Origin of the sequence: Nocardia sp. NPDC088792 (assembly GCF_044750615.1) — a bacterium.
Classification (GTDB): Bacteria; Actinomycetota; Actinomycetes; order Mycobacteriales; family Mycobacteriaceae; genus Nocardia.
Window position 1 is genome coordinate 495,689 of record NZ_JBIVKC010000003.1, and the last position, 16,233, is coordinate 511,921.

15 protein-coding genes are annotated in these 16,233 nt (G+C 67.0%); 10 read left to right on the forward strand and 5 right to left on the reverse strand.

All coding sequences use genetic code 11. The features are described 5' to 3' along the window. Nucleotides 1-51 precede the first annotated feature (51 nt). Both ACIP5Y_RS19910 and ACIP5Y_RS19915 read left to right on the forward strand, forming a co-directional pair. Complete coding sequence (locus ACIP5Y_RS19910; protein ID WP_400353812.1) at nucleotides 52-1,068, forward strand: FecCD family ABC transporter permease; 1,017 nt, start codon at nucleotides 52-54, stop codon at nucleotides 1,066-1,068. After that, a complete protein-coding gene (locus ACIP5Y_RS19915) occupies nucleotides 1,065-1,916 on the forward strand; it encodes a heme ABC transporter ATP-binding protein (RefSeq protein WP_400351728.1) in 852 nt (283 codons plus the stop codon). Before ACIP5Y_RS19910 ends, ACIP5Y_RS19915 begins: the two co-directional genes overlap by 4 nt. A 35-nt stretch (nucleotides 1,917-1,951) precedes the next feature. Here the strand turns inward: ACIP5Y_RS19915 and ACIP5Y_RS19920 are convergent, their stop codons facing one another. From ACIP5Y_RS19920 to ACIP5Y_RS19930, 3 genes are all read right to left on the reverse strand, one after another. Beyond that, complete coding sequence (locus tag ACIP5Y_RS19920; protein ID WP_400351729.1) at nucleotides 1,952-4,054, reverse strand: MMPL family transporter; 2,103 nt, start codon at nucleotides 4,052-4,054, stop codon at nucleotides 1,952-1,954. Further along, the gene (locus tag ACIP5Y_RS19925) at nucleotides 4,054-4,584 is read right to left on the reverse strand and encodes a hypothetical protein (RefSeq protein ID WP_400351730.1); all 531 of its coding nucleotides are present in this window, start codon (nucleotides 4,582-4,584) and stop codon (nucleotides 4,054-4,056) included. Before ACIP5Y_RS19925 ends, ACIP5Y_RS19920 begins: the two co-directional genes overlap by 1 nt. A gap of 119 nt (nucleotides 4,585-4,703) precedes the next feature. Then, nucleotides 4,704-5,057: a hypothetical protein gene (locus tag ACIP5Y_RS19930; RefSeq protein WP_400351731.1), complete on the reverse strand. Its 354-nt coding sequence runs from the start codon at nucleotides 5,055-5,057 to the stop codon at nucleotides 4,704-4,706. A 221-nt stretch (nucleotides 5,058-5,278) separates the two neighbouring features. Here ACIP5Y_RS19930 and ACIP5Y_RS19935 point away from each other — a divergent pair, with 221 nt between their 5' ends. The 3 genes from ACIP5Y_RS19935 to ACIP5Y_RS19945 are packed head-to-tail and all read left to right on the forward strand — an operon-like array spanning nucleotide 5,279 to nucleotide 7,646. Continuing rightward, nucleotides 5,279-6,286, forward strand: a complete 1,008-nt coding sequence (locus tag ACIP5Y_RS19935) for a YncE family protein (protein WP_400351732.1) — start codon at nucleotides 5,279-5,281, stop codon at nucleotides 6,284-6,286. Beyond that, complete coding sequence (locus ACIP5Y_RS19940) at nucleotides 6,286-6,549, forward strand: DUF5703 family protein (protein ID WP_400353814.1); 264 nt, start codon at nucleotides 6,286-6,288, stop codon at nucleotides 6,547-6,549. The genes ACIP5Y_RS19935 and ACIP5Y_RS19940 overlap by 1 nt, the downstream gene beginning before the upstream one ends. Nucleotides 6,550-6,566: 17 nt before the next feature. Further along, a complete protein-coding gene (locus ACIP5Y_RS19945) occupies nucleotides 6,567-7,646 on the forward strand; it encodes a quinone-dependent dihydroorotate dehydrogenase (RefSeq protein ID WP_400353816.1) in 1,080 nt (359 codons plus the stop codon). A 257-nt stretch (nucleotides 7,647-7,903) separates the two neighbouring features. Here ACIP5Y_RS19945 and ACIP5Y_RS19950 read toward each other — a convergent pair whose 3' ends face one another. Both ACIP5Y_RS19950 and ACIP5Y_RS19955 read right to left on the reverse strand, forming a co-directional pair. Continuing rightward, a complete protein-coding gene (locus tag ACIP5Y_RS19950; RefSeq protein ID WP_400351733.1) occupies nucleotides 7,904-8,419 on the reverse strand; it encodes a hypothetical protein in 516 nt (171 codons plus the stop codon). A gap of 94 nt (nucleotides 8,420-8,513) precedes the next feature. Next, complete coding sequence (locus ACIP5Y_RS19955; RefSeq protein ID WP_400351734.1) at nucleotides 8,514-8,798, reverse strand: hypothetical protein; 285 nt, start codon at nucleotides 8,796-8,798, stop codon at nucleotides 8,514-8,516. A gap of 562 nt (nucleotides 8,799-9,360) precedes the next feature. Here ACIP5Y_RS19955 and ACIP5Y_RS19960 point away from each other — a divergent pair. From ACIP5Y_RS19960 to ACIP5Y_RS19980, 5 genes are all read left to right on the forward strand, one after another. Next, the gene (locus tag ACIP5Y_RS19960) at nucleotides 9,361-10,743 is read left to right on the forward strand and encodes a carbohydrate kinase family protein (RefSeq protein WP_400351735.1); all 1,383 of its coding nucleotides are present in this window, start codon (nucleotides 9,361-9,363) and stop codon (nucleotides 10,741-10,743) included. 129 nt (nucleotides 10,744-10,872) lie between these two features. Beyond that, nucleotides 10,873-11,739, forward strand: coding sequence for a GTP cyclohydrolase II (locus ACIP5Y_RS19965; RefSeq protein ID WP_400351736.1), 867 nt, complete (start codon nucleotides 10,873-10,875; stop codon nucleotides 11,737-11,739). Nucleotides 11,740-11,978: 239 nt separating this feature from the next. After that, nucleotides 11,979-13,484: a carbohydrate kinase family protein gene (locus ACIP5Y_RS19970; protein ID WP_400351737.1), complete on the forward strand. Its 1,506-nt coding sequence runs from the start codon at nucleotides 11,979-11,981 to the stop codon at nucleotides 13,482-13,484. Between the two features lie 128 nt (nucleotides 13,485-13,612). Further along, the gene (locus ACIP5Y_RS19975) at nucleotides 13,613-14,161 is read left to right on the forward strand and encodes a GTP cyclohydrolase II (RefSeq protein WP_400353817.1); all 549 of its coding nucleotides are present in this window, start codon (nucleotides 13,613-13,615) and stop codon (nucleotides 14,159-14,161) included. 169 nt (nucleotides 14,162-14,330) lie between these two features. Beyond that, nucleotides 14,331-16,160, forward strand: a complete 1,830-nt coding sequence (locus ACIP5Y_RS19980; protein ID WP_400351738.1) for an AMP-dependent synthetase/ligase — start codon at nucleotides 14,331-14,333, stop codon at nucleotides 16,158-16,160. The last annotated feature ends 73 nt before the right edge of the window (nucleotides 16,161-16,233 follow it).

The following is a 16,233-nucleotide window of genomic DNA, read 5'->3' on the forward strand; positions in this document are numbered from 1 at the left end:
GCGGCGGCCTCGGGTGAGATCGGCGGCGGGCGGCGGTGGTCGCGGACCGCGGTGTTCTTCGCCGCCGCCCTCGCCGGACTGATTGTGCTGGCACTGATCTCGGCGGCGGTCGGGCAGGTGCCGACCACGCCGGGTGAAGTCGCGGGGGCGTTCTTCCATCGGATCGGGTTGGACTGGGGGCCCATGCCTCATCACCCGGCCGGCTATGTGACGTTGTGGGAAGTGCGTTTCCCGCGGGTCGTGCTCGCGATTCTGGTGGGTGCGGCGCTGGCGACAGCGGGTGCACTGTTGCAGGGCGTGTTCGCCAATCCGCTTGCCGAGCCCGGGGTTATCGGTGTCTCGGCGGGTGCGGCGGTCGGTGCGGGGGCCGTGATCGTGGTCGGGGGTGCGTTCGTGGCGGCCTGGTCGGTCGCGGCGGGGGCGTTCGTGGCCGGGCTCGGCACGACGCTGCTGGTGTATCTGCTGGCGCGCTCGGGTGGGCGCACCGAGGTGGTGACGCTGGTGCTGACCGGTGTGGCCATCAATGCGTTCGCGGGCGGGCTCATGTCGTTCCTGCTGTTCACCGCCTCACCGGCGGCGCGGGATCAGATCGTGTTCTGGCAGTTGGGCAGTCTGAACGGGGCTACCTGGCAGTCGGTGTATGTGGTTGCGCCGCTGACGTTCATCGGGGTGGTGGCGGCGATATTCATGGCGCCCAAACTGGATCTGCTGGCGCTGGGGGAATCCGCGGCCCGGCATCTGGGCGTGGACGTGGAACGGTTGCGGCGCAATGTGATCGTCGTGGTCGCCGTGCTGGCCACCGCGGGTGTGGCGTTCACCGGGATCGTATTGTTCGTCGGGCTGATCGTGCCGCACCTGGTGCGCATGATGGTCGGGCCCGCGCATCGGGTGCTGATCCCGCTCAGCGCCATTGTCGGCGCGGTGGTGCTGCTGGCCGCCGATATCGGCGCGCGCGCCCTGGTGCACAATGCCGACCTGCCGCTGGGCATGCTGACCTCGCTGGTCGGCGGGCCGTTCTTCTTCTGGCTGCTGCGGCGCACCCGCGCCCGGTCGGGAGGCTGGGCATGAGCACCATGCTGCGCGGACTGTCGGCGTTCACCCGCCGCCACGAGCTGCCCGCCACCCCGGAACCGGGCGCGGTCACCTTGCGGGCACGCGGGGTCGGGCTCGAACGCGGTGCCGGGCGGCGCGTCCTCGACGGCGTCGACTTCGATGTCGTCGCCGGGCGCATCGTGGCCCTCGTCGGCCCCAATGGCGCGGGCAAATCCACCCTGCTCGCCGCCCTCGCAGGCGAACTCGAACCCGGTGCCGGCACCGTAGAACTCGACGGGCGGTCCCTGGCCGAGTGGGCACCGGTCGACCAGGCCCGCCGCCGGGCCGTGCTGCCACAGAACCACACCGTCGGATTCCCCTTCACCGCACGCGAAGTCGTGGCCATGGGCCGCGCCCCGTGGGCCCGCACCGACCGCCAGGACGACGACGAGGCCCGCATCGCCGCCGCACTGGCCGCCACCGATGTGGAACACCTTGCCGGACGCCACTTCCCGGCCCTGTCCGGCGGTGAACGCGCCCGCGTCGCCCTGGCCCGCGTCCTCGCCCAGGACACCGCGACCCTGCTGCTGGACGAACCCACCGCCGCACTCGACCTCGGCCACCAGGAACAGGTCCTGCAATTGGCCCGCGCGCGAGCCGCCGCGGGTGCGGCCGTGGTCGTCGTGCTGCACGACCTCGGTGTCGCCGCCGCCTACGCCGATCGGGTCGCGGTCCTGGAGTCGGGCCGCATCGCGGCCGACGGCCCGCCGCGCGAGGTGCTCACCACCGAACTGCTGACCCGCGTCTACAAGCATCCGGTCGACGTGTTCGATCACCCGGTCACCGGTGCGCAGCTGGTGCTGCCCGTGCGCGGCGGTGAGTGAGCGCGCCCGCGATCATCCCGGCACTTACCCGCGCTTCAGCGCCAGACCAGCTTCAGTACCGCCGGCGTCAGCAGCATGCGAATCACGGTGGCGTCCAGGACCAATGCCGCGATCATGCCGTAGGCGATGTACTTCATCAGCACCAGATCCGAGAAACCGAACGCGCCGGTCACCACGATGAGAATCGCTGCCGCCGAAGTGATCACACCGCCGGTGTGGGCGATGCCGTAGCGGATCGCCTCCGCCGGCGCCGCTCCCGCGGCGCGCGCCTCGGCCATGCGCGACTGCAGGAACACCTCGTAATCGGTGGACAGCCCGAATAGCACGGTCACGATCAGCACCAGCACCGCGAACATGAGCGGCCCGGCCGTGAAATCGAACAGCCCCGACCCGTGCCCCTCCACGAACACCCACGTCAAGATGCCGAGCGTCGAGCCCAAGCTCAGCGCGCTCATGACCACCGCCTTGAGCGCCAGCACCAGCGACCGGAACGCCGCGTACATCAACGCGATCGCCGCCACGACCAGGATCAACGCCAGCAGTGGCAGTCCGTGGATCAGGCTCTGGATGCTGTCGCGTTCCAGTGCGGGCACCCCGCCGACCATCACCTTCACCCCTGGCGGCGCGTGGATACCGCGCAGTGTCGCGATCACCGAATCCGCGTCCTGCTTGTCCTTCAGCCCGCTGGCCAGCACCGTGACCGCATCCTTGGTCGGCGCGGCCGGATCGAACGGCCCGGTCGTTTCGGCGGCGGTCCGCTGATTGGCCTCGTACCGGATATCGGAGAGCTGCTGCTGATTTCCGCCCACCACAACCAGTTTCAGCGGGTCGGTACGGAACTGTGGGAACATCCGATCGAAGTCCTGCTGGGCGACGCGCGCCGGATTGGACGCGGACAGATACCGTTCGCTGAGCCCGCCGAATTCGATACTGCGCATGGGCAGGATCAGCACCAGCAATCCCAGCACGATCGGCACGATCACCAGCCACGGCCGGCGCATGGCGAATTGTGCCAGCCGCGAGAAGAATCCGGCGTCGATCTGCTCGGCGGTACGGATGCTCGCCAGCCGATGCCAGCCCCACAGATCGATGCGCCGCCCCACGATGGACAGCGCCGCCGGTAGCGCCGTCACCGACAACACCGAGGCGAGCACCACCGAGGAGATGCCCCCCAGCGGCACCGACCGCAACACCCCGTTGGGGAAGATGAACAACGCGCCCAGGCTCACCGCGATGATGGCCGCCGAGAACAACACCGTGCGACCCGCCGTGGCGACCGTGCGCGCGGTGGCTTCCTCCACGCTGCGCCCGGCCGCCAGTTCCTCGCGGAAGCGGGTGACCGCGAACAGCCCGTAGTCGATGGCCAGGCCCAGGCTCACCAAAGTGACCACCGCGGAAGCGAACACGTTGACGTGGATGTAGCCGGTGAGCAGCCGCATGATGCCCTGACTGCCCAGGATCGTCATGCCGCCGATGAGCACCGGCAGCAGTGCGGCGATCACCCCGCCGAACACGAAGTACAGCAGGATCGCCACCAGCGGCAGTGCGATCAGCTCCGCGCGGTGGATGTCGTTCTGCATGCCGGTGTTGATGCCCTCCACCACCGGTTGCATGCCCGCCAGCTGCACGGTGGTGCCGCCGGGTCCGGAACCCGGTGTCCCGGCCTGGAATTCGCTCTTGATGGCCAGGTAGTTGTCGACGGTGGCGGTGCCGCCGTCGCCGCGCAATCCGATAGCGGCGAAGGCGTGGGTGCGCGAGTCGTCAGCGAAGCGGCTCATCATGGCGCCGTCCCAGTACGAGTCGATCTTGAGGATCCGGTCGGGATGCTCGGCGAGCAGCCGATTCAGTTCCCCCGCAACGGCATCGCGGATCGGTTCCTCGTCGAGGGTGTGCCCGCGAGGGGCGGTGTAGAGGGCGATGAGATCGCCGTCGGTGTCGCGGCCGAAGGTGGAATCGGCGAGTTTCGAGGCGGCCACCGATTCGCTGGAATCGTCGAACCAGCCCTCTTGCGTGAGGTGTCTACCCAGGTCACGGCCGTACAGTCCGGATCCCAGCACAGCGAGCACGAAGATCGCGAACACCACGAACCGGTAGCGGTGGATCAGACGCCCCCACCGTAGGGATCCGGCCTCGGCCATTACCCGCAGGCCGTGGTCTTGTAATCGGCCGAGCGCAGAATGCCGCAGAGATCGTTCTTGGAGATCTTCCACCGGTTGTCGAGGTAGACGAAGTGCACGACCGTGGTGCGCACATCGGTGCCGGAGCCGTCCTTGTCCAGGCTCAGCGTGGCGGTGAGGGTGCCGTCGTGATTGTCGAAAACGGGGTCCTTCACGCCGTACACCGCCCGCGGATGGTCCTGCAGCGCCTTGTACATGTCCGGAATGGCGTCCTTGAACGCTGCCCCGTCCTGGATGAGGTCGGTGCGGTCACTGTCGGGCAGGTTGGGATCGAGCGCGGCCTTGATCTGCGCGTCGAGCTGCTGCGCGGTGGGAATCGGCCGGTTCGCGGCGCTGGTGGCGGCCACCGCCGAGGACGAGCTCAAGGCGGCGTACGCCGAGGAGCGGGCCGCGGCCACCGAGGCCTCGCTGTCGTCGCTGCTGCACGCGGTCACGGCGGCGCCGATCACGGCGAGAGTCAGGGCGGCGGCGGCCGTTCGTCGAAGTCGCATCGATTCCTCGGGTGCTCGAACTGCGGTTGTGTGCCGTTAGTTTGTCACGCGCACGCCGCGACGGTGATTCGCACCTCATCGGCCCCGCCGTTGTGGCCCGGCGCGCGGGTCGGGCCGGTTCAGATGCCGTCGAGGACCGCGGCCAGCCGGCCGAGCAGGGCGCGCACGGTGGTGGTCTCACGCGGCCGGGCCGCGGGCACCGGGATGGCCTGCGGGATCAGGTCGCGGACCAGGGCCACGATGCTGCGTTCGTCGTCCAGGTCGATATCGGTGACGCGGGCGACGGCGATGGCCTGCACGTCTTCGGGTGCGGGCACCGCGGTGTCCAGATCGACCCGATAGATCTCCAGCGTGAGGGTGGCCCGATTGGTGCGGAATGCGAAGGATCGTCCGTCCGCGGTGACCCCGAAACCGTGCGCGTACCGGCCCACGGTCACGTCTTCGACGGCGAAGCCCGAGGTGTGGTCGCTCATCACCAGAAACTCCCTGACACTTCCCACTATTACGTTCCACGGTAACCGCAGGCACCGACAACGGCATCGAACCCCCATGTCACGTCATGCGACCGGAGTCCGAAGTGTGACGGCGCGCCGAACCGGGCACCCCCTCCACCGGGCGTGGTCGTGGACCATGGTCAGATTAGGGAGCACGCATGATTACGTCGGTCAGTTCGGTCAGTTAAGGAGTTCGCTGCATGCGCCGTCGCGGCTGGATCCGGTCGGCCCTCGCGGGCGCGGCAGTGGTGGGCTTGCTCGCCGGATGTTCGTCCAACGGTGGTGACAGTGATCATCCGACCATCGACCGGGTGCCCGCGGCCGCGGCGCCCGCGGTCACCGTCACCCCCGCCGGGTCGGTGACCCCCAGCGCCGCGATCACCCAGCTGCTCTCGGAACCGGCGACCGGCACCCTGGTCGAGGTCACCGACGGCGCGAATGCGCTGCGGCTGAGCGCCGATGGCGCCACCCGCACGGTGAATCTGCCCGCCAAGCCCGCTTCCCTCGCCCTCGGCAAGCCCGGTGAGGTCCTGGTTGCCGTGCCCGGCAAGGTGATCCGCGTGGACGTCGCCTCCGGCAAGACCAGTGAGGTCGGCGTCGACGGTGACGTGCTGTCGGCGGCCCTGCGCGCCGACGGCACGCTGGTGGCAGGCCTGGCCGATGGCAAGGTGCTGCTGCTGGACGCCAACGGCGCTGTGCAGCACACGATTTCGGGTCTGGTCTCCGCGGATGCGGTGGACGCGAGCGACAATCAGGTGGTGGTGCTGGACCAGCGCCAGACCACCATCACCCAGCTCGATCTGCCCGCGCACCAGCTCGGTTTGAGCCTGCGCGCCGGTGACGGCGCCACCCACATGATCGGCGATCACTTCGGCCGGCGCCTCGTCACCGACACCAAAGGTGGCGAACTGCTGGTCTACACGGCCGATCCTTTGGTCCTGCACCAGCGTTTCCCGGTAGGCTCTTCGCCCTACGCACTCGCCTACGATCAGCGGTCCGAGACCGTGTGGGTGACGCTGACAGGCAGGAACGAAGTCGTCGGCTACGACTTGTCGACGGGTATACCGGTAGAGGTAGGGCGCTACCCGACGGTGCGCCAGCCGAACACGGTGACCATCGACAGCCGCACCGGTGACATGTTCGTGGGATCCGGGACCGGTGACGGTCTGCAGCGGATTCCTGCGGACCAGCGGAAGAGAGGGCAGTGATGGCGCAGGCCTCACGATCTGGGCGCGGTTCGCGCCAATTACCGGAAGGCTGGGAGGAAAGCAGCGACGAGTGGGAGTATTTGCCGCTCCGGTTGCCTCCCGGCGTCAATCGGGTCACCGCGTCCATGCGATTGACCATTCACGCTGAATTCAGTGGCTGGGAGCTGTCGCGGGTGCGTGCCTACACCGACGGTTCGCGTCGGGTGTTACTGCGCCGCCGCAAGAGTTCCCTGCTATCCCCGACACCCGAGGCGGTGATGTAACCCGCATGTCTGAGCGCTTGTACGCCCTGCTGTTGAAGGTGATGTTCCTGCTCCCGCCGGAACGCATCCATCATCTGGCATTCGGTGCAATGAAACTGGCCACCCGGTTCGCGCCGGGTCGCCGGCTGACCGGCAGCCTGCTGGTCTCCGGCGATCCGATCCTGCGCACCCGGGTGTTCGGCGTGGATTTCCCCGCGCCGCTCGGCCTGGCCGCCGGTTTCGACAAGAACGCCGAAGGCGCCGACGCCTGGGGTCCGCTCGGTTTCGGCTACGCCGAGATCGGCACCGTGACCGCACAGGCACAGCCGGGCAATCCGGCGCCCCGCTTGTTCCGCCTGCCCGCCGATCGGGCGCTCATCAATCGCATGGGCTTCAACAACTTCGGCGCGGCCGCGGCGGCCGATCATCTGGCACACCGCCTTCCCGGCGGTGTGCCGATCGGCGCCAATATCGGCAAGACGAAGGTCATCGAACCCGAGGACGCCGCAAGCGATTACGCCATCAGCGCCAAACTGCTGGGCCCGCTGGCTGATTTCATGGTCGTCAACGTCAGCTCCCCCAACACCCCCGGCCTGCGCGACCTGCAGGCCGTCACCTCCCTGCGCCCCATCCTGCAGGCGGTACTCGACGCGGTGACCGTCCCCGTGCTGGTGAAGATCGCCCCCGACCTCTCCGACGAGGACATCGACGCCGTCGCCGACCTCGCCGTCGAACTCGGCCTGGCCGGAATCGTGGCCACCAACACCACCATCCGCCGCGACGGCCTCGCCACCCCCGCGTCCGACGTCGCAGACTGCGGCGCCGGCGGCCTGTCCGGCCCCCCGGTCGCCGACCGCTCCCTCGAGGTCCTGCGCCGCCTCTACGCCCGAGTCGGCGACCAACTCGTCCTCATCTCGGTCGGCGGCATCGAAACCGCCGACCAGGCCTGGGAACGCATCCTCGCGGGCGCCTCCCTCCTGCAGGGCTTCACCGGTTTCATCTACGGCGGCCCGCGGTGGGCGCGGCGCATCCACCGCGGCCTCGCGGACAAACTGCGCGCGCACGGCTACGCGAGCCTGTCCGACGCGGTGGGCGCGGAACACAAGGCCCGCGCGTAGTTCTCCGCCTTCCCTGTGCGGTGGCGCATTCCGTGCGATGTTGCATCGAATGCGCGAAACGGGGTGTGCCAGCGTGTGATCGGCGCACGCTACCTCGGGCGTGGCGCCTCCGGGACATCCGGCCGGCGCTGACCGATGCGGCGACGGATGGTGCGGCGACGGGTGGTGCGGTGCGCGCGGTCGTACAGTGCCGACCTTTGTGCGGCGCGGAGTTTGCCACTGCGCCTACACCGATGGGGGCGCCACGGCGGGCGCTGTCACCCCCATCGGTGACGGGACCGGGCGCCCGAGGTGGCGGGTACCCAGTCCTGCCGGCCGCCTGTCCTCGGGTGCGGCCCGGCCGGTTCGGGTTCCGCGTCCCACTCCACCGCGTCGGCCCGCTCCATGCGTTCGTTCATCCGCTGCACGAGCACGATCACCGCGTGCTCGACCGGGATCCCCAGTCGTCGCGCCCGCACGGCCGCGCGCAGGTGCGCGGTCTCCTCGTACACCATGTCCGGATCGGAGAGGATCTCGTCCAATTCCATTCCGGCCCGTGCCTGTTCGCCTGTCAGCCGGAGCTCCGGCAGCCAGCTCAACCGCCACGCCCCCGATTTCCCGGCCACGCGAATCGCGTATTCGGGACTGACGTCACTGGTCATCGCCCGCGTGCTGATCTGGATCGTCACCGCTGGGTCCTCCTGAGCCGTTCCGGCGAGCGCCGGGGTGACCGCCGCCTCGCCTCGTTGTGCTCCCGCCCGGGCGGTCGCCCGGAACGGGGATTGCTCTTTCATCGAAAGCCGATCGGTTGGTATTTCACGGCCCCCTCCGAGCCGTGCCGCCGCGTGGTGAGTTCGCCGATAGTCTGCTGATCCTCGTCATAGGTGGTCACGACCCCGTCCCCCTTTCTCTCCTGCGCCGCTGCAGCACCGTCATCACCTGCTGCACGGTCGTTCCGAGCTCCGCCGCGAGATCGGCGGCGCGCCCGCCGGGCTCCTCGCCGGTGCTGCACAACTCGGTGAGCTCCATTGCGGCCCTGGCTTGTTCGCGGGTGAGCAACGGCTCCTGCCGCCAGCTCAGCTCCCAGGTGGCGCCGTCGTCGTGCGCGGAGAATCGCCGCGCCCATTCCTGGACGACGCTGCTGGTGATGGATCGGGTGCTCTCGTAGATCACGACGGTCTCCCTGTGGTGAGGGTGTCGCCATCGCATCGTGTGCGGGTTCTCCGGGGATGCCTGACACCGGCTGATCTCGAAGCGTGATCAGCCGGTGCCGCCGTGGTCGGCGCGCGATATGCGCGGCCCGAGCGAATGGCGAGGAGTCGGATTGGGGTTGTCGGATATCCAGGCGGACAAGACCGTCCACCTAGTCGACGGCGGCCGCGATTTCCTGCTCCGCCTCGGTCTCGTTGCCCGCCGGTCGCCTCCGCCGACGGTGCCGAACCAGGAGAACCATTCCGAACACCGGACCTCCCGAAACCCTCAGATGGGGTGTGGGGTACATCGCCACCCCCAGTATGACAAATGCCGACCCGAAGTGGCATTTGCCTTTCCGCCAAGGGGATTGACGTTTTACCAGGTCGATAAACATGTAACTGCGGTATCGTTGGGATGAATGACACGGAACGACATCTCTCGCAGAGCCGAACCTGCCACGGCGGCAGCGGATCCGGCTGTCGTCGCCGTGCGTGGTGTGCTCCGGAGCCTCCGCAAGCGCTACGGCCTCAGTGCGGACCGCATGGATACCACCGAGATCGACGCCTCGGTCATCCTGCAACTCAGCGTGGTCCGCCGATACGCATTCCTGGGCCGCACCACACCGGAAAAGGCGCTCCGGGAGGCGATCCGGCACGTCGCGCGCAAGCTCACGACCACCGATCAGTTGATAGTCGATGCCGAACTGTGCCTGGAGCTTCTCCGAGATGATCCGCCTCCGGGGATCGACCTCGAGAAGTTGTACTCGGGGGAGCTGACCGACCGGCGCCGCTACCTCACCCTGCACTGGCGGCTGCTGCACGAAATCCTGGGTGCCACAGAGATCTCGCGGCCTCCGAGCCTGCGGACGGTGCGTGGGGGGCCGGAGACCAGAGCCTTCACCGCTCTGGCAGTGCTGCTGATCTCCGAATCGGATCCCGATGCCGCCGAACGAAACACGGTCACGATTATCGGCGACGCCGTGATGGACCAGATTCTGAAGGTCGATCATTTCCCGGCACCCGGATCGTCGATGTGGGGCGAGTCCGCTCGTCGGCCCGGAGGCAAGGGCTTGAATCGGGCTGTCGCCCTGAGAGAACTGGGACTGGACGCGCGCCTGCTCACGGTCGTCGGGGAGGACGCCGACGGGCAGACGATTCTCGATTATCTGAAGGAGAAACGTGTCGACACCAGCCTGATCAAAGTCAAATCCGGCACGAGCACGCCAGTCACCACCGTCATCTCGCCCGGGGATGGTGAGTACGCATCTATTGCTGCCAGAGAGGGCCGCACGCATTTGATGCCCTGGGACCTCGATGCTGCGTCGAATCGACAGGCGATCATCGATGCCAAGGCAGTCCTGCTGACCTTCGAACAGACCGATCCCGTCATCGAGAAGGTCCTCGAACTGCTCGACGGACTGCAGAAATCGACACCGCCGGACGAATGTCCGTGGCTGATCGTGAATGTCTGCCCGTCCCGTGAACTGACGGCCAGGGTATTGCGATGCCTGAGTGCGATCGACTATCTCGTCGGCTCCTCGGACGAATTGGCGATGCTGTGTCCTGACCTGCCGCGCGATGATGTCGCACATGCACTGCTGGGCATGGGTGTCGGCGCCGTTTGCGTCGTCGAGAAGTCTCGATGCACTGTCCATCGGCAAGGTGCGACACAGGTGGACGTCACCCGATACGCGACCAATCTCCCGAGCGTCGCCGGTGCGGTCTCGGCGTTCTCGTCGGCACTGACCTACCGGCTCGTCACCGGTGACCGTGCCGCCGACACCGCCGATTTCGACTGGGCAACCGCAGCCATGGCGGCGTTGACGCGGACCGCCGCTCGCCGGCCGGCGACGACGAGCATTCCGGAAAAGATGCCGTCGGCGCAGTTGATCGAGCAGGTGACGGTCGACCACCGCGAGAAATGACGGCGGACGACGACAGTCAGCGTGGGTTTGCCACAGCAACGCCGTAGCGAGGGTTAGCATGACGCCGCCCGTCGTGCACTGCGGCCGATGGGGTGCGATGCTCTTCTCCGTCCCGACCCGGAGGCTTGTGTGACGACAGAAGCGGTGCCCGTGCTCCAAGCAGGGATTCCCGTGCCCCACGATGAACACACCGACACGGCGCACATGTTTACCCGGCGTGGTCGGCAGATACGCGTGCGGGTGGAGGAGGTCGGCGTGGGCGCCGGCCACGCCCTCATCTTCGGTGACGTTTCCGACGGCTGTCTGGTGCGAGTGCATTCGCGGTGCTTGTACGGGGAAGCCTTGCAGTCCGACGACTGCGACTGCGGCCCGGAACTTGAGATGGCGTTGGATCTGATCCAAGCTGAAGGGCGCGGGGTCCTGCTCTACCTCGAACAGGAGGGTCGTGGTGCAGGGCTGATGGGTAAGGCGAGAGGGTACCGGCTGAGCCAGCAGGAACACCTGGATACCTTCGCCAGTTATGCACGGCTCGGCTATCCCGCCGACCACCGGTCCTACGCCGATGCCGCCGATACGCTGAAAGGATTGGGGCTGCAGTCGATTCGCCTGTTGACGAATAACCCCGACAAAGTCGGCCAGTTGACCCTTGCGGGTCTTCGCACACACCGTGTCCCGCTGCACATTCTTCCTCCCAACAAATCGGTCGAGCTGTATCTGCAGGCTAAGCGTGACCATCGCGGTCACCGCCTGCCCGAGCACTGGTGGGCATACCGCGTCCTGTACGGAGCGTCGACGGCTGCCGTCCTCGCCCTGGCGAGTGTGGCCATCGTCGCGGTGACCGAAATGTTCACCCGTGAGGCGATGCACGGAGTGGATCGAGTGCTGCCGACCGCGATCGGGTTGATCGTCGGCCGGTGGGCCTGGCAGCGGATGGGCTTGCTGCGAGCCCGTATTCGACTCCAGATCGGACGGTTCATCCGCACGCGTGACGCGTAGAGCGACGTCGCTGTTCCACCGCTGACCGTGCGCTCGATGTCAATTGTCATCGTCGAATCTCGTTTCGCAGCAGCACTTCTGGAGATCATGCGAATCAAAGCGCTGAGGCCAGTTTGACTCTTGTCAAATTGATATGCCAATTTCGCTGTCTGATATGTCAATTGACATAACCTGAAGCAGCAATACTTGTCTGACCGGCACCGCCGGTGATCGTTCCGCAACGGTGGAGGTGCGAGGGAATGACCGACACCGAGTCCGGTCCGGAGGTGCTCGCCATGCGGGACCTGCTGCGGCGATTGTGTACATGGTCGGGATTGACGCCCGACCGGCTCACCGAGTCCGCGATCGATGCGAACGCACTACTGGCGCTGCGAATCGTCCGAGAGGAATCCGCGCGAACGGGTACCGAGCCTCGTTACGCCGCGGTCGAAATCATCCGCGAGCTCGTCGAGCGTCTGCCGGTCACACCTCGTATCATCGCCGACGCCGAACTGGCGCTGGGACTACTACGGAAGAGTCCCGTCCGCGGCATCGACCCGCACCTGCTCTACGCTCCGAACCTGGGTGCCCGCCGGGATTTCCTGGTCACCCACTGGCATGCGCTGCACAAGAGCTCAGGCACGGAACGGATCCCGCGCGCCCCCACTACGCGATCATTGCGTGCCCGACCGGAGGACGAAGCCTTTACCGCGCTGGCAGCGTTGTTGATAGCAGCGTCCTCGGGCACTGCACCGTTGAAGATCAGTGCGGCGCAGCGTGATATCCGCCCTGGAGGCATCGGTTCGGTGGTCGTAGTGGGCGAGGCCGTGATCGACCGGATTCTGCGGGTGCGCCGACTACCCAGTGCTGGAACCGCCGAAACGGGTCACCTCATGCGGCATCCCGGTGGAAAAGGCTTCTATCGGGCTATCTGTGCCGCCCACCTTGGGCTGGACGTGCAATTGATCGCCGTGGTCGGATCCGATGCCGACAGCTACAGAATCCTCGATTTCCTCGGCGAGCAGAATGTCGGCACCGGCCTGGTGAAGGTCGTGGCCAATGCGTCCGCGCCCGAAACCGATGTCACGGTGGCCGACGACGGCAGCATGACCTACATTCCGATCGCGCAACGCGTGCGCCTGGACGGAGCAGACCTGCGGGTCCCGGCGCGTCAGCAGGCGCTCACCACAGCCGATGTCGTTCTCGTGACCTTCGAACAGCCGGCCGAGGTCACCGTGGAGACGCTTCGGACCGTGAAAGCCGTGCGGCGAACCGGCGGTCGGGGCCCGCAGGTGATACTGCACCCGTCGCCGCCGGTGAATTCGGCCGACCAACTGCGGGGACTGCTCGGAGTGATCGACGCGGTCGACTACGTCATCGGCACGACATGGGAATTGCGCACGATGCTGCCCGACTCCGAAGGGCTGACGAATCCCGACGTGATCGCTCAGCGGCTGCGCGGCCTGCGAGTCGGGACTGTCTGCCTGCTGGAGAACTATCGGTGCACCGTCCGCTCCGATTCGGTGCACACCACCATTTCTGCTGCGCAGGCTGCCTCGCTGAAGGACTCCCCTGGCGCCCGCTCGGCATTCGCGGCTGCGCTGGCCTACCGATTCGTCCTGTCGCGCCGTGCAGCCGATATCGAGGACCTGCGCTGGGCGACAGCCTCGATGATCGCCACACAGAACTACATCGAATCCCCGGGGGTGATGCCGACAGTGGACGAGATCGACAGTGTCCTCCACCTGGCCGTCGAGGAGGCATGAGGAAAGCGGCCGTGTCATCTCCGTATACGCGGCGATAATGGCCAGAGGTCACATGCCAGGGCGGAGCAGCCGTGAAAGAGCTTCAGGCAACTGCACATTCGTTGTCTCGTAAGGGGCGCGAGTTGCGTGTGCGCGTCATGGAATTGAGCGATGGGCATGTGCTGGTGTTCGGGGCCCCTGCCGATGGGTGTCTGGTACGTATCCATTCGCGGTGCCTCTACGGGGATACCTTGCAGTCCGATGACTGTGATTGCGGGCCCGAACTCGACATGGCAATGGACATGATTCAGGACGAGGGCGGGTGTGGGGTGCTGATCTATCTGGAACAGGAGGGGCGGGGGGCGGGGCTGGTGGTGAAGGCTATGGGGTTGCGGACCGGTGAGCAGACCGGGGCCGACACCTTCGACAGCTATCGAATGTTGGGGCATCCGGTGGATTCCCGGTCGTACACGCATGCCGCTGCGGCGTTGTCGAAGTTGGGTTTCCGGTCGGTGCGGTTGATGACCAACAATCCGGACAAGGTCCAGGCGTTGCGGGATGTCGGGCTGATCGTGCAGGAGGTTCCGTTGCCCACGAAGCCGCGCAGTGAGCGCGCTCGTTTGTATATGGAGTCCAAACGCCGCATCGCGGGCCAGCGGTCGCAGGTACACGGGCCGGGGCCGGTGTGGAGGGTGTAGCGGGCGACACGTTCGCGATTTTCTGGCTACGCTGAGTGAGCCGCGCCACATGGTGCGTGCCCACGGTGTGAGTCGGGTTGGTCGTTCTGGTGGACGGCGGGGTTTGCGCTGGGGTTATGGGTGCGTGGTGTGTGGCGGGGGAAGTGAGAGGCGATCGGGAAAAGGGCTTATGACGACGAACATCGGCTATGCGCACCAGTCGGGCAAGACGGTTTACACGATTCCGGAGGCGTTTCAGCAGACGCTGACGTTGCGGCCCGGGCAGGTGGCGTTGCGGACGGTGGGGGGTACCAGGACCATCACGTGGCGGGAGTACGGGGAGCAGGTGCGCGGGATCGCGGCCGGGCTCGCGGGGTTGGGGGTGGGGCGCGGGGACACGGTGGGGCTCATGCTCACCAATCGGCCGGAGTTCAATCTGGTGGATACGGCGGCGCTGCATGTGGGGGCGACGCCGTTCTCGATCTACAACACCAGTTCGGCCGAGCAGATCGCGCATCTGTTCACCAATGCCGAGAACAAGGTCGTTATCACCGAACCGGCCTTCCTCGACGCGGTGCGCGGTGCGGGTGTCGAGCTGGAACATATTGTGCTGGTGGAGGGGTCGGCCGAGGGCACGATCACCCTCGCCGAGGTGGTGGCGGCGCCCGCCGCCGATTTCGATTTCGAGGCCGCGTGGCGGGCGGTGCAGCCCGGGGATGTGGCCACCCTCATCTACACCTCCGGCACCACCGGACCGTCCAAAGGGGTCGAGCTCACCCACAGCAATGTGGTCGCTCAGATCGTGGGCCTGGTCGCGGGCCCACTCACCGTCGGCCTCGATGACCGGTCGGTGTCGTATCTGCCGGCCGCCCATGTGGCCGACCGGATTTCGGGTCACTGCGCCAACCTGTTCACCGGTGTGCAGATGACCTGTGTCCCGGATGCCCGTGAGATCGCCGCTGCCCTGCCCGATGCCCGCCCGACCGCGTTCTTCGGCGTGCCTCGGGTATGGCAGAAGATCAAGGCCGGTATCGATGCCAAGCTGGCCGTCGAGCCCAGCCCGGTGAAGAAGGCGCTTGCCCACTGGGCGCTCGGCGTGGGTGTGCAGGCCGCGCGCGCCGATCTGGCCGGCAACGGCCGCGGCGTGCTGCTGGATGTGCAGCACAAGCTGGCCGACGCGCTGGTGCTGTCGAAGTTGCGGCACGCGCTGGGTTTCGACGAGTTGAAGGTGGCCGCCTCGGGTGCGGCCGCCATCCCGCCCGACACCCTGGAATACCTGCTGGGTCTGGGTTTCACCGTCACCGAGGTGTGGGGCATGTCGGAGACCAGCGGCGTCGGCACCTACACGCCGCTGGCCCGCCCCAAGCCGGGAACCGTTGGAATCGCCTTGCAGGACACCGAACTTCGCCTCGCCGAGGACGGTGAGCTGCTGGTACGCGGCCCGATCGTCACGCACGGCTACCGCAAGATGCCGGAGAAGACCGCCGAGGCCATCGACGCCGACGGCTGGCTGCACACCGGCGACGTGGCCACCATCGATGCCGACGGGTACGTCACCATCGTGGACCGCAAGAAGGAACTGATCATCAACGAGGCGGGAAAGAACCTGTCTCCCACCAATATCGAGAACACGGTGAAGGTCGAGTCCTCACTGGTCGGTCAGGTGGTGGCGATCGGTGACGCCAAGCCCTACATCGCCGCGCTCATCGTGCTCGATACGGACACCGCGGTGGTGCGCGCCAAGACGCTCGGCATCCCCGACGCCGACCTGAAGGCGCTGTCGGTGCGCCCGGAGATCGTCGCGGAGATCCGCTCCGCGGTCGCGGTCGCGAACACGAAACTGTCGCGGGTGGAACAGATCAAGCGATTCGTGATCCTGGATCAGGGCTGGGAGCCCGGCGGTGACGAACTCACCCCGACGCTCAAGCTCAAGCGCAACCCGATCGCCGGCAAGTACGGCGCCGAGATCGCCGCCCTGTACACGACGCCGGCGCCGGAGAACATCATCAACATGGGCTGAACCGCCCGGCACGAAGCGATAGCGCCGGCCTGCGGTGATACCGCCCGGCTCGAAGTGAATCCGGCTGTGGCCC